The 12,699-nt window shown below is 59.9% G+C and carries 11 protein-coding genes; 5 read left to right on the top strand and 6 right to left on the bottom strand.

Going from position 1 to position 12,699, the window contains the following annotated elements:
• Positions 1–213: 213 nt before the first annotated feature.
• From PFAS1_RS12425 to PFAS1_RS12405, 5 genes are all read right to left on the bottom strand, one after another.
• Positions 214–1,182, bottom strand: a complete 969-nt coding sequence (locus tag PFAS1_RS12425) for a CDP-6-deoxy-delta-3,4-glucoseen reductase (RefSeq protein WP_076029347.1) — start codon at positions 1,180–1,182, stop codon at positions 214–216.
• Complete coding sequence (gene ubiD / locus PFAS1_RS12420; RefSeq protein ID WP_074871848.1) at positions 1,182–2,648, bottom strand: 4-hydroxy-3-polyprenylbenzoate decarboxylase; 1,467 nt, start codon at positions 2,646–2,648, stop codon at positions 1,182–1,184. Before ubiD ends, PFAS1_RS12425 begins: the two co-directional genes overlap by 1 nt.
• A gap of 139 nt (positions 2,649–2,787) precedes the next feature.
• Complete coding sequence (rho, locus tag PFAS1_RS12415; RefSeq protein WP_007942421.1) at positions 2,788–4,047, bottom strand: transcription termination factor Rho; 1,260 nt, start codon at positions 4,045–4,047, stop codon at positions 2,788–2,790.
• A gap of 249 nt (positions 4,048–4,296) precedes the next feature.
• Positions 4,297–4,626, bottom strand: a complete 330-nt coding sequence (gene trxA / locus PFAS1_RS12410; protein WP_008150340.1) for a thioredoxin TrxA — start codon at positions 4,624–4,626, stop codon at positions 4,297–4,299.
• A 120-nt stretch (positions 4,627–4,746) separates the two neighbouring features.
• Positions 4,747–5,454, bottom strand: coding sequence for a FadR/GntR family transcriptional regulator (locus tag PFAS1_RS12405; protein WP_076029346.1), 708 nt, complete (start codon positions 5,452–5,454; stop codon positions 4,747–4,749).
• Positions 5,455–5,710: 256 nt separating this feature from the next.
• Between PFAS1_RS12405 and PFAS1_RS12400 the strand changes: the two genes are divergently transcribed.
• From PFAS1_RS12400 to ppx, 5 genes are all read left to right on the top strand, one after another.
• Entirely contained in the window at positions 5,711–6,496 is a 786-nt protein-coding gene (locus PFAS1_RS12400; protein ID WP_076029345.1) for a transporter substrate-binding domain-containing protein, read from the top strand.
• A gap of 21 nt (positions 6,497–6,517) precedes the next feature.
• The gene (locus PFAS1_RS12395) at positions 6,518–7,186 is read left to right on the top strand and encodes an amino acid ABC transporter permease (protein WP_076029344.1); all 669 of its coding nucleotides are present in this window, start codon (positions 6,518–6,520) and stop codon (positions 7,184–7,186) included.
• On the top strand, positions 7,183–7,833 hold the full coding sequence (locus tag PFAS1_RS12390; protein WP_076029343.1) for an amino acid ABC transporter permease: 651 nt from the start codon (positions 7,183–7,185) through the stop codon (positions 7,831–7,833). The genes PFAS1_RS12395 and PFAS1_RS12390 overlap by 4 nt, the downstream gene beginning before the upstream one ends.
• On the top strand, positions 7,820–8,557 hold the full coding sequence (locus PFAS1_RS12385) for an amino acid ABC transporter ATP-binding protein (protein ID WP_076029342.1): 738 nt from the start codon (positions 7,820–7,822) through the stop codon (positions 8,555–8,557). The genes PFAS1_RS12390 and PFAS1_RS12385 overlap by 14 nt, the downstream gene beginning before the upstream one ends.
• Before the next feature lie 234 nt (positions 8,558–8,791).
• Positions 8,792–10,294 (top strand): exopolyphosphatase, encoded by a 1,503-nt coding sequence (gene ppx / locus PFAS1_RS12380; RefSeq protein ID WP_074871853.1) that lies wholly within the window; start codon positions 8,792–8,794, stop codon positions 10,292–10,294.
• Between the two features lie 171 nt (positions 10,295–10,465).
• Here ppx and ppk1 read toward each other — a convergent pair whose 3' ends face one another.
• Positions 10,466–12,688, bottom strand: a complete 2,223-nt coding sequence (gene ppk1 / locus PFAS1_RS12375) for a polyphosphate kinase 1 (protein ID WP_076029341.1) — start codon at positions 12,686–12,688, stop codon at positions 10,466–10,468.
• Positions 12,689–12,699 lie beyond the last annotated feature (11 nt).

The raw sequence follows: 12,699 nt of genomic DNA, 5'->3' as shown, positions 1-12,699 counted from the left end.
TACTTAATAGAACGCACCGCTGTAACAATAAGGCACATATGTTTTAAGGCAATTTAAGTGCCATGGCACAGTTCTTAACTATTTGCCTGGATGACATATAACCTACCGGCATTTACATAAATTTATAAATACCGATCGGCTATATAGAGAGTTATAACGATTAAGAGCGGGGGATCAAAATCGCGGATCAAAATCGCGGATCAAGATCGCGGATCAAGATCGCGGCGCGTACGCAAACACATCCGCGCGCATTTGATGGGCATCCATCCCGGCTTCGACCAAAGCATCCAGCGTGCCGTAGACCATGGCCGGAGAGCCGCTGGCGTAGACATGCAAGGGTTTCAGATCCGGGAAGTCCTCGCACACCGCCTCATGCAGCATCCCGCAGCGTCCCTGCCAGCCGCATTGATCACTGACGACTTTATGCAGGAACAGGTTGGGCAGTTTCAGCCATTCGTCCCAATGTTCGATGGCATAAAAGTCTTCAGGACGACGCACGCCCCAATACAGATGCACCGGATGCTTGAAGCCCTTGGCGCGGCAATGTTCGATCAGGCTGTGGATCTGGCCCATGCCGGTGCCCGCGGCAATCAGCACCAGTGGACCGTCCGGCAGTTCCGCCAGATGGGTGTCGCCGAATGGCATTTCGATCCGCACCATCGGGTTGCGTTGCAACTGGTCGATCAGGCTCAGCGCACTGCTTTCGCGCGCCAGTACATGAATTTCCAGATCACGCCCGCCATGCGGTGCCGAGGCCAGGGAGAACGCGGATTTCTCACCATTCTCGCGTTCGATCATCAGGTACTGACCGGCGTGATAACGCGGTGGCTTGCCAGCCGGCGCTCGCAGACGCACACGCCAGGTATCGCCGCCGACGTCCCTGCACTCAATGACCTGACATGACAAGCTGCGCACCGGCAATTCTCCCAGCGCGAGCACGCCATCCCACAGCACGATGCAGTCTTCCAGCGGCTCTGCAATGCAAGTGTAGAACTCGCCATGGTCGCGCACATCGCCGGCTTGTTCGACCCGCCCTTCCACCAGCAGCGCGGCGCACACGTGGCAATTGCCGTTACGACAGCTTTGCGGGCATTCATAGCCCAGACGCCGTGCGCCGTCGAGAATCCGCTCGCCGGGCAGAATCTCTAGCACTGCTCCGGAGGGCTGCAAGGTTACACGCATCAATCTATTCCTAACTGATTCCAGATGGCATCGATCCGCTGGGTAACGGCTTCGTCCTTGACGATCACCCGGCCCCACTCGCGAGTGGTTTCGCCCGGCCATTTATTCGTGGCATCGAGCCCCATCTTCGAACCCAGGCCGGAAACCGGCGAGGCGAAGTCCAGGTAATCGATCGGCGTGTTGTCGATCATCACCGTGTCGCGCTTGGGGTCCATGCGCGTGGTGATGGCCCAGATCACGTCGTTCCAGTCGCGTGCGTTGATGTCGTCATCACAGACGATAACGAACTTGGTGTACATGAACTGTCGCAAAAACGACCAGACACCGAGCATTACCCGCTTGGCATGGCCAGGATACGACTTCTTCATGGTCACGATGGCCATGCGATACGAGCAGCCTTCGGGCGGCAGGTAGAAGTCAGTGATCTCGGGGAACTGCTTCTGCAGGATCGGCACGAACACTTCGTTCAGCGCCACACCGAGAATCGCCGGCTCATCCGGCGGACGGCCGGTGTAGGTGCTGTGGTAGATCGGTTTGATCCGGTGGGTGATGCGCTCGACGGTGAACACCGGGAAGCTGTCGACTTCGTTGTAATAACCGGTGTGGTCGCCGTAGGGACCTTCATCGGCCATCTCGCCCGGATGGATTACACCTTCAAGGATGATCTCGGCGGTGGCCGGCACTTGCAGGTCGTTGCCACGGCACTTCACCAGCTCGGTACGGTTGCCGCGCAACAGACCAGCGAAAGCGTATTCGGAGAGACTGTCCGGCACAGGCGTCACCGCGCCGAGAATGGTCGCCGGGTCGGCGCCCAGCGCCACGGACACCGGGAACGGCTGGCCAGGATGCTTCTCGCACCACTCACGGTAATCCAGCGCGCCGCCACGATGACTGAGCCAACGCATGATGACCTTGTTGCGGCCGATCACTTGTTGACGGTAGATACCGAGGTTCTGGCGGTCCTTGTTCGGGCCTTTGGTGACGGTCAGGCCCCAAGTGATCAGCGGGCCGACGTCGCCCGGCCAGCAGGTCTGCACCGGCAGCATCGCGAGGTCGACGTCGTCGCCTTCGATGACGATTTCCTGGCACACCGCGTCTTTGACGACTTTCGGCGCCATGGCGATGATCTTGCGGAAGATCGGCAGCTTGGACCAGGCATCTTTCAGGCCTTTCGGCGGTTCGGGTTCCTTGAGGAACGCCAGCAGCTTGCCGATCTCGCGCAATTCGCTGACCGCTTCTGCGCCCATGCCCAGCGCCACGCGCTCAGGGGTGCCGAACAGGTTGCCGAGCACCGGGATGTCATATCCCGTGGGCTTTTCGAAAAGCAGGGCCGGACCTTTGGCACGCAGGGTGCGGTCGCAGACCTCGGTCATTTCGAGCACTGGGGACACCGGAACCTGGATGCGCTTGAGTTCGCCGCGCTTTTCCAGACCGCTGATAAAGTCGCGCAAGTCGCGATACTGCATGCGTGAGCCTCGTGTTGGCCGTGCCGTTCGGGGGTGGCAGTTTAGCGCCGAACCCCTCTATTCAGAACCACGAACTGCCGGTTCATCAAAAATCAGATAGCAAAAAGCCGGGTTTCCCCGGCTTCTTGGCCTTATCGACTTACTTGCGTTTCATCGACAGGAAGAACTCATCGTTGGTCTTGGTCGTTTTCAGCTTGTCGACCAGGAACTCGATGGCAGCGATTTCGTCCATCGGGTGCAGGAGCTTGCGAAGAATCCACATGCGCTGCAACTCGTCGTCGGCGGTCAGCAACTCTTCGCGGCGGGTGCCGGAACGGTTGATGTTGATGGCCGGGAACACGCGTTTTTCAGCGATGCGACGATCCAGCGGCAGTTCCATGTTGCCCGTGCCTTTGAATTCTTCGTAGATCACTTCGTCCATCTTCGAGCCGGTTTCAACCAGCGCGGTGGCGATGATGGTCAGCGAACCGCCTTCTTCGATGTTCCGTGCGGCGCCGAAGAAACGTTTAGGTTTCTCCAGGGCGTGGGCATCGACACCACCGGTGAGTACCTTGCCGGAGCTCGGGATCACGGTGTTGTAGGCGCGAGCCAGACGGGTGATGGAGTCGAGCAGGATCACCACGTCCTTCTTGTGTTCGACCAGGCGCTTGGCCTTCTCGATCACCATTTCGGCAACCTGCACGTGGCGGGTTGGCGGCTCGTCGAACGTCGAGGCAACTACTTCGCCGCGCACGGTGCGCTGCATTTCGGTCACTTCTTCCGGACGTTCGTCGATCAGCAATACGATCAGATGAACTTCAGGATTGTTACGTGCGATGTTTGCCGCGATGTTCTGCAGCATGATGGTTTTACCGGCTTTCGGCGGTGCAACGATCAGACCGCGCTGGCCTTTGCCGATCGGGGCGCACAGGTCGATGACACGACCGGTCAGGTCTTCGGTGGAACCGTTGCCGGCTTCCATCTTCATGCGCACGGTCGGGAACAGCGGGGTCAGGTTCTCGAAGAGAATCTTGTTTTTCGCGTTCTCGGGACGATCGTAGTTGATCGTGTCGACCTTGAGCAGCGCGAAATAACGCTCGCCTTCCTTTGGAGGGCGGATCTTGCCAACGATGGTGTCACCGGTGCGCAAGTTGAAGCGACGGATCTGACTCGGCGAGACGTAGATATCGTCTGGGCCGGCGAGATAGGAAGCGTCAGCGGAGCGAAGGAAGCCGAAGCCGTCCTGGAGAATCTCCAGCACGCCATCACCGGAAATTTCCTCGCCGCTTTTAGCGTGCTTTTTGAGCAGGGAGAAAATCACGTCCTGCTTGCGCGAACGGGCCATATTTTCTATGCCCATCTGTTCGGCCAATTCGAGCAGTTCGGTAATCGGCTTTTGCTTGAGTTCAGTCAGATTCATATAGGAATGACGTAATCATTTATGGAGGGGGGGGAAATTAAGCTTTTGGGCTTAATGAGGCCGCGCCGCAGAGAAGGCGACAGGATCGCGTACTTATTCGAAAAGGAGTGCGTCGGCGACGGCTAGCAGGGGGCAATGGAGAAACCAGTGCGGGGCCGAATGTACCACCTGAGTTTCGGAGCGTCTAGCCCTCAATAACGAAAAGGCCCCGCGATGTGCGGGGCCTTTTTGATGACGCTTAAACGACGCTTAGATGTTGGCGTCGAGGAAAGCAGCCAGTTGCGACTTCGACAGTGCGCCGACCTTGGTCGCTTCAACGTTGCCGTTCTTGAACAACATCAGGGTCGGGATACCACGCACGCCATGCTTGGCCGGAGTTTCCTGGTTTTCGTCGATGTTCAGTTTGGCAACGGTCAGCTTGCCTTTGTAGGTTTCAGCAATTTCGTCCAGAACAGGAGCGATCATTTTGCAAGGGCCGCACCATTCAGCCCAGTAGTCGACCAGTACAGCGCCTTCGGCCTTGAGGACGTCGACGTCGAAGCTAGCGTCGGTGACGTGTTTGATAAGATCGCTGCTCATGGAAGTCTCCAGGTTGTAAGCAAAAAAACGTGGCCCATCATAGCCGCCCTTCCCTCGTTCAGGAAGGTGCAGATGATTGAGTCTCGCTATGGTGCCGCATGAGTTTGGGTATAGCTCAAGTCACGAGGTGGCGGGAGCGACGAAGGCAATTCCAGTGCGTAATGCCGCGTTACGCACATGTTCGTGCATGGCCTTCTGCGCTGCGCCGGAGGCCCGCCGGGTCAGTGCGCGGAGGATTTTGCGGTGCTCCTGCCAGGTTTCCATGGCCCGCTCGGCCCGGATGAACGGTAGCTTTTGGCTCTCTAGAAAGATGTCGGCGCTGGCGGTCAGGATGCTCAGCATCGCCTGATTGCCGCTCGCCAGCAGGATGCGTCGGTGAAACTCGAAATCCAGCCGCGCCGCTGCCTCGAAGTCGCCGGCCTTCAATTCGAGGCGCATGGCGGCGACGTTATCTTCCAGCGCATCGAGCTCGTGAGTGCTCAGGGTCGCCGCCGCCAAACCGGCAGCAAAGCCTTCCAGGGCATAGCGCAACTGGAAGATGTCCAGCGGCGAGGCCTGGGCCGCGAACGGCCAACTCAGCGCCGCTTCACCTTTCGGCAAATCAACCGGTGACTGCACAAACACGCCTTTGCCCGGCTGGATGCTGATCACCCCCAACGCACTCAATGACGACAACGCTTCGCGCAGCGACGCCCGACTGACCCCCAATTGCACCGCCAAATCCCGTTGCGAGGGCAAGGCATCGCCCGGCCCGAAACCTTGCTCAGTGATCAATTTACGGATGGCTTGCAGCGCCACTTCAGGTACGGCGCGGGAGATCGAGTTCATGGTTTTTCAGACGAACCAGGCCAATGAGCGGTTAGTTGTAAAGCTATTCGCGACGCCCGGCAAGTCGTGCCCCAAGGGGGTTCGGCGAAATCCGGCGGTGCGCTATCGGAGTGCGAAACCGCGCATGACTGTTCAGACCAGTAAGACCGAACGAATCCAGCAAAACCGTGGCTTTCGGCACCCAATACCAATTCTTGGCACGGCCCATGCTCTGTCGATCCGCAGAATTCACTTCTCGCCGATTCGGAGATTTGCCATGACCCAGCGTTACAGCGCCCTCCTCGCCGCCCTGTTTGCCAGCCTGATGCTGAGCCAGGCGCCCGCCCACGCCGACGGTCTGGAGGATGTGGTCAAGCGCGGCGTCCTCAAGGTGGCCGTGCCTCAGGATTTCCCGCCCTTCGGCTCGGTCGGCCCGGACATGAAGCCGCGCGGCCTTGATATCGATACTGCAAAACTGCTGGCCGACCAACTCAAGGTCAAACTCGAGCTGACGCCAGTCAACAGCACCAACCGCATTCCGTTCCTGACCACCGGCAAGGTCGATCTGGTGATCTCCAGCCTCGGCAAGAACCCCGAGCGCGAGAAAGCCATCGATTTCTCCCGTGCCTACGCGCCGTTCTACCTCGCCGTGTTCGGTCCGCCAGACGCCAGCATCAAAAGCCTGGACGATCTCAAGGGCAAAACCATCAGTGTCACCCGTGGCGCTATCGAAGACATCGAGCTGACCAAAGTCGCGCCCGAAGGCGTGACCATCAAGCGCTTCGAAGACAACAACTCGACCATCGCCGCCTACCTCGCCGGGCAAGTTGACCTGATCGCCAGCGGCAACGTGGTGATGGTGACCATCAGCGAGCGCAACCCGAAACGCATTCCGGCGCTGAAAGTGAAGCTCAAGGATTCGCCAGTCTACGTCGGCGTGAATAAAAACGAGCCGGCGCTGCTGGACAAGGTCAACCAGATCCTCGCCACCGCCAAGACCGACGGCGCGCTGGAGAAGAACTCCCGGACCTGGCTCAAAGAGCCGCTGCCGGCTGATCTCTGATCGTCGTAGCGGAGACTGAACATGGCTTATCAGTTCGATTTCATACCGGTGGTGCACAACACCGACCTGCTGTTGCGCGGTGCGCTGTTCACCCTTGAACTGACGGCCATCGGCGCGGTGCTCGGGGTGGGTCTGGGCATCGTCGGGGCGCTGGTGCGGGCGTGGAACATCCGTCCGTTCGCCGGCATTTTTGCGGTCTACGTCGAGTTGATCCGTAACACGCCTTTTCTCGTGCAGTTGTTTTTCATCTTCTTCGGTCTGCCGTCACTGGGCGTGCAGATTTCGGAATGGCAGGCGGCGGTGCTGGCGATGGTGATCAACCTGGGCGCCTATTCCACCGAGATCATCCGCGCCGGTATCCAGGCGATCCCCCGAGGACAGCTGGAAGCGGCCGCCGCGTTGGCGATGACTCGGTTCGAAGCCTTTCGCCATGTGGTGCTGCTGCCGGCACTGGGCAAGGTTTGGCCAGCGTTGAGCAGCCAGATCATCATCGTCATGCTGGGTTCGGCGGTCTGCTCGCAGATCGCCACCGAAGAGCTGAGCTTCGCTGCCAACTTCATTCAGTCGCGCAACTTCCGCGCCTTTGAGACCTACGCCCTGACCACGTTGCTCTACCTGTGCATGGCGCTGCTGATCCGCCAGTTGCTGAACTGGATTGGCCGCCGCTTCATTGCGAGGAGCAGCCAATGAGCGATTTCACCTTCTGGGACGTCGTACGCAACCTGCTCACCGGGCTGCAATGGACCCTGGCGCTGTCGCTGGTGGCGTTTATCGGTGGCGGACTGATCGGCTTGCTGATCATGGTCATGCGCATCTCGAAAAAAACCCTGCCGCGCAGCTTCGCCCGCACCTACATCGAACTGTTCCAGGGCACGCCGCTGTTGATGCAGCTGTTTCTGGTGTTCTTCGGCGTGGCGCTGGCCGGGGTGGAGATTTCGCCGTGGATGGCCGCGGCGATTGCCTTGACGCTGTTCACCAGCGCCTACCTGGCGGAGATCTGGCGTGGTTGCGTCGAATCGATCCCTAACGGTCAGTGGGAAGCCTCGTCGAGCCTGGCGCTGAACCCGCTGGAGCAACTGCGTTACGTGATCCTGCCGCAAGCGCTGCGGATCGCCGTGGCGCCGACCGTGGGCTTCTCGGTGCAAGTGGTCAAAGGCACCGCCGTCACCTCGATCATCGGCTTCACCGAACTGACCAAGACCGGCGGCATGCTCGCCAACGCGACCTTCGAACCGTTCATGGTCTACGGCCTCGTGGCCCTCGGTTATTTCCTGCTCTGCTACCCCTTGTCCCTCAGTGCGCGCTACCTGGAAAGGAGACTGCATGCCTCTGCTTAGAATCTCGGCCCTGCATAAATATTACGGCGACCACCATGTGCTCAAAGGCATCGACCTGAGCGTCGAGGAAGGCCAGGTGGTGGCGATTATCGGCCGCAGCGGCTCGGGCAAATCCACTTTGTTGCGCACCCTTAATGGCCTGGAATCGATCAACGACGGCGTGATCGAAGTCGACGGCGAATACCTCGACGCCGCCCGTGCCGATCTGCGCAGTTTGCGACAGAAAGTCGGGATGGTGTTTCAGCAGTTCAACCTGTTCCCGCACCTGACGGTCGGCGAGAACGTGATGCTCGCGCCGCAGGTTGTACAGAAAGTGCCAAAGGCCAAAGCGGCAGAACTGGCGCGGGAGATGCTGGAGCGGGTCGGATTGGGGGAAAAATTCGATGCCTTTCCGGATCGGTTGTCGGGCGGGCAGCAACAACGGGTGGCGATTGCCCGGGCGCTGGCGATGTCGCCGAAGGTCTTGCTGTGCGATGAGATTACCTCGGCGCTGGACCCGGAATTGGTCAATGAAGTGCTGAGCGTGGTCCGGCAACTGGCCAAGGAAGGGATGACATTGATCATGGTCACCCATGAGATGCGTTTTGCCCGGGAGGTTGGGGATAAGTTGGTGTTCATGCATCAGGGCAAGGTGCATGAGGTGGGGGATCCGAAGGTGTTGTTTGCCAATCCGCAAACGGCGGAGCTGGCGAATTTCATTGGGACGGTTGAGGCGGCGGGCTAACGGATCTTCGGCGCCTGCGAGGCCGCTTTCGCGAGCAAGCCCGCTCCCACAGTTGACCGCGTTCTTACTGAGGTACTCGGTTAAATGTGGGAGCGGGCTTGCTCGCGAAGGAGTCATCAGCAACACCGCAAATATTCCCGCGGTAAAAGATCGAGCCTTCGGCAGCTCCTACGCGTTGGCGTCAGCGTTTGATCGTGGCACGATGTCGGGGTTATCGACCGAGACCCCCTGACCATGCCGCAATCCCAAGCCAAGAATCTGTCCCTGATCGCCGCAATCGACCTGGGCTCCAACAGCTTTCACATGGTCGTGGCCAAGGCCCAGAACGGCGAAATCCGTATTCTCGAGCGTCTCGGGGAGAAGGTTCAGCTGGCCGCCGGCATCGACGATGAGCGCCAGCTCAGTGAAGAATCCATGCAACGCGGGCTCGATTGCCTGAAGCGTTTCGCCCAACTGATCAACGGTATGCCGACCGGCGCCGTGCGGATCGTCGGCACCAACGCCCTGCGTGAAGCCCGTAACCGTGCCGAGTTCATCCACCGTGCTGAAGAAATCCTTGGCCACCCGGTGGAAGTCATCTCCGGCCGTGAAGAAGCGCGCCTGATCTACCTCGGCGTTTCCCACACCCTCGCCGACACCCCGGGCAAACGCCTGGTGGCCGACATCGGCGGCGGCAGTACCGAATTCATCATCGGCCAGCGCTTCGAACCGCTGCTGCGCGAAAGCCTGCAAATGGGCTGCGTCAGCTACACCCAGCGCTATTTCAAGGATGGCAAGATCACCCCGGCCCGCTACGCCCAGGCGTACACCGCGGCGCGGCTGGAGATCATGAGCATCGAACACGCCCTGCACCGCCTGACCTGGGATGAAGCCATCGGCTCCTCGGGCACCATCCGTGCCATTGGCCTGGCGTTGAAGGCCGGCGGTCATGGCACTGGCGAGGTCAACGCCGAAGGCCTGGCCTGGCTCAAGCGCAAGCTGTTCAAACTGGGCGATGTCGACAAGATCGATTTCGAAGGCATCAAGCCCGACCGCCGGGCGATCTTTCCGGCGGGCCTGGCGATTCTCGAAGCGATCTTCGACGCGCTCGAGCTGAAACGCATGGATCACTGTGAAGGTGCCCTGCGCGAAGGCGTGCTCTATGACCTGTTGGGCCGTCATCATCACGAAGACGTCCGTGAACGCACCCTCAGCTCGTTGATGGAGCGTTATCACGTCGATCTGGAACAAGCGGCGCGCGTTGAGCGCAAGGCGCTGCATGCCTTCGACCAAGTGGCCGAGGATTGGGAGCTGGATGACGGCGTCTGGCGCGAATTGCTGGGTTGGGCGGCCAAGGTCCATGAAGTGGGCCTGGACATCGCCCACTATCAGTATCACAAGCACGGCTCCTACCTGATTGAACACTCGGACCTGGCCGGGTTCTCCCGCGAAGACCAATTGATGCTCGCGCTGCTGGTGCGCGGCCACCGCCGCAATATTCCCCGGGACAGGTTTGCCGATTTCGGCGATGAGGGCATCAAGCTGATTCGCCTGTGCGTGCTGCTGCGCTTTGCGATCCTGTTCCATCACATCCGCGGCACCCAGGAAATGCCCCAGGTCGTGCTGCACGCCAACGGCGATAGCCTTGATGTGCAGTTTCCGGAGAACTGGCTGGACGAAAACCAGCTGACCCAGGCCGACTTCGCCCTTGAAGCGGAGTGGCTGACCCGGGTCGGCTTTGTGCTTAACGTTCGCTGAAAATGAAAAAGGCCTTCTTCGGAAGGCCTTTTTTTGTGTCCGCAATTCAGCAAACAACGCATTGCCCCCTGTGGGAGCGGGCTTGCTCGCGAATGCAGTGTGTCAGTCAATATTGATGTCGACTGACACACTGCATTCGCGAGCAAGCCCGCTCCCACAAGGGTACGTGCGTTAGCGAACGGCGAGGATCGGGCTACCCAAACGCTCCAGCAACGTCGCCTGCGCGCTGCGCGGGTTCTGGTTGCCGGTCGGCGTGTTGCGGATGTAACGGCCGTCCGCCTGCAGGCTCCAGCTGTGAGTGTTATCGGTGAGATACAGCTCCAGCTCTTTCTTGACCCGCATGATCAACTTCTTGCCTTCGACCGGGAAGCAAGTCTCGACGCGCTTGTCGAGGTTGCGCTCCATCCAGTCGGCGCTGGAGAGGAACATCTGCTCTTCGCCGCCATTGAGGAAGTAGAAGACCCGAGTGTGCTCCAGAAAACGCCCGATGATCGAGCGCACGTGGATATTGTGCGAAACCCCGGCGATGCCCGGACGCAGGCAGCACATGCCACGTACCACCAGATCGATACGCACCCCGGACTGGCTGGCCTTGTACAACGCGCGGATGATCTTCGGATCGGTCAGCGAGTTGAACTTGGCGATGATATGCGCCGGTTTGCCGTCGAGGGCGAACTGGGTCTCCCGGGCAATCATGTCGAGCATGCCCTTCTTCAACGTGAACGGCGCGTGCAGCAGCTTCTTCATGCGCAGGGTCTTGCCCATGCCGATAAGCTGGCTGAACAGTTTGCCGACGTCTTCGCACAAGGCGTCATCCGAGGTCAGCAAGCTGTAGTCGGTGTACAGACGGGCGTTGGCCGCGTGGTAGTTGCCGGTGCCCAAGTGGGCGTAACGGACAATCTCGCCGGCCTCGCGACGCAAGATCAGCATCATCTTGGCGTGGGTCTTGAAGCCGACCACGCCGTAAATCACCACCGCACCGGCCGCTTGCAGACGGCTGGCCAGTTGCAGGTTGGACTCTTCGTCGAACCGCGCACGCAATTCGATCACCGCAGTGACTTCCTTGCCGTTACGCGCCGCATCGACCAGCGCATCAACGATTTCCGAGTTGGCGCCGGAGCGATACAGGGTCTGGCGGACCGCCAATACATGCGGGTCCTTGGCCGCCTGGCGCAGCAGGTCGACCACCGGGGTGAAGGACTCGAACGGGTGCAGCAACAGGATGTCCTGCTTGCTGATCACGCTGAAGATGTTCTCGCTGTTTTGCAGCAGTTTCGGGATCTGCGGGGTAAACGGCGTGTATTGCAGCGCTCGCTGACTGTCCAGACCGGTGATGCTGAACAGACGGGTCAGGTTGACCGGCCCGTTGACCTGATACAGCTCGGTCTCGTGCAGGTTGAACTGCTTGAGCAAGTAGTCGGACAGGTGTTTCGGGCACGTGTCGGCCACTTCCAGACGCACCGCGTCACCGTAGCGACGCGAGAACAACTCGCCGCGCAGGGCGCGGGCCAGGTCTTCCACATCTTCGGTGTCGACGGCGAGGTCGGCGTTTCGGGTCAGCCGGAACTGGTAGCAGCCCTTGACCTTCATGCCCTGGAACAGGTCATCGGCGTGCGCATGGATCATCGACGACAGGAACACGTAGTTGTCGCCAGAGCCGCCCACTTCTTCCGGCAACTTGATGACGCGCGGCAGCAGACGTGGCGCCGGAATGATCGCCAGACCGGAATCGCGGCCGAAGGCGTCGATGCCTTCGAGCTCGACGATGAAGTTCAGGCTCTTGTTCACCAGCAACGGGAACGGGTGCGTCGGGTCGAGGCCGATCGGGGTGATGATCGGCGCGATCTCGTCGCGGAAATAGCGGCGCACCCAGGTTTTGATCTTGGTGGTCCAGTGACGCCGACGGATGAAGCGGACCTGATGCTTTTCCAGCTCCGGCAACAGAATGTCGTTGAGGATCGCGTACTGGCGGTCGACGTGACCGTGGACCAGTTCGCTGATGCGGGCCAGGGCCTGATGCGGTTGCAGGCCATCGGCACCGGCCTGTTCACGGGCGAAGGTGATCTGCTTCTTCAGGCCGGCCACACGGATTTCGAAGAACTCGTCCAGGTTGCTGGAGAAGATCAGCAGAAACTTCAGCCGCTCCAGCAACGGGTAGGACTCATCCAGCGCCTGCTCCAGCACGCGGATGTTGAACTGCAGTTGCGAGAGCTCGCGATGGATGTACAGGCTGCTGTCATCCAGGCCGGGAATGGCAATCGCTGGCGCCGCTACAACGGGCTCGGCCACCACCGCGGGTGGAGCAGGCTCCAGTTCCGGCGGGGTTTCGGCGATTTGCTCCACCACAGGTTGAGCGTCTTTTACGGCAACTTCAGTGAGCACTTCGGTATTCATCGAATGTTCCT

The sequence above is a fragment of the Pseudomonas frederiksbergensis genome (assembly GCF_001952935.1).
GTDB classification, from domain to species: domain Bacteria; phylum Pseudomonadota; class Gammaproteobacteria; order Pseudomonadales; family Pseudomonadaceae; genus Aquipseudomonas; species Aquipseudomonas frederiksbergensis.
This window is presented reverse-complemented; position numbering and strand designations above follow the sequence as displayed.

Coding starts and splice junctions, on each gene's coding strand:
- trxA (WP_008150340.1), bottom strand. CDS start 4,626: ATGAGCAGCGATCTTATCAAACACGTCACCGACGCTAGCTTCGACGTC.
- ubiD (WP_074871848.1), bottom strand. CDS start 2,648: ATGCAGTATCGCGACTTGCGCGACTTTATCAGCGGTCTGGAAAAGCGC.
- PFAS1_RS12395 (WP_076029344.1), top strand. CDS start 6,518: ATGGCTTATCAGTTCGATTTCATACCGGTGGTGCACAACACCGACCTG.
- rho (WP_007942421.1), bottom strand. CDS start 4,047: ATGAATCTGACTGAACTCAAGCAAAAGCCGATTACCGAACTGCTCGAA.
- PFAS1_RS12400 (WP_076029345.1), top strand. CDS start 5,711: ATGACCCAGCGTTACAGCGCCCTCCTCGCCGCCCTGTTTGCCAGCCTG.
- PFAS1_RS12405 (WP_076029346.1), bottom strand. CDS start 5,454: ATGAACTCGATCTCCCGCGCCGTACCTGAAGTGGCGCTGCAAGCCATC.
- ppx (WP_074871853.1), top strand. CDS start 8,792: ATGCCGCAATCCCAAGCCAAGAATCTGTCCCTGATCGCCGCAATCGAC.
- ppk1 (WP_076029341.1), bottom strand. CDS start 12,688: ATGAATACCGAAGTGCTCACTGAAGTTGCCGTAAAAGACGCTCAACCT.
- PFAS1_RS12385 (WP_076029342.1), top strand. CDS start 7,820: ATGCCTCTGCTTAGAATCTCGGCCCTGCATAAATATTACGGCGACCAC.
- PFAS1_RS12425 (WP_076029347.1), bottom strand. CDS start 1,182: ATGCGTGTAACCTTGCAGCCCTCCGGAGCAGTGCTAGAGATTCTGCCC.
- PFAS1_RS12390 (WP_076029343.1), top strand. CDS start 7,183: ATGAGCGATTTCACCTTCTGGGACGTCGTACGCAACCTGCTCACCGGG.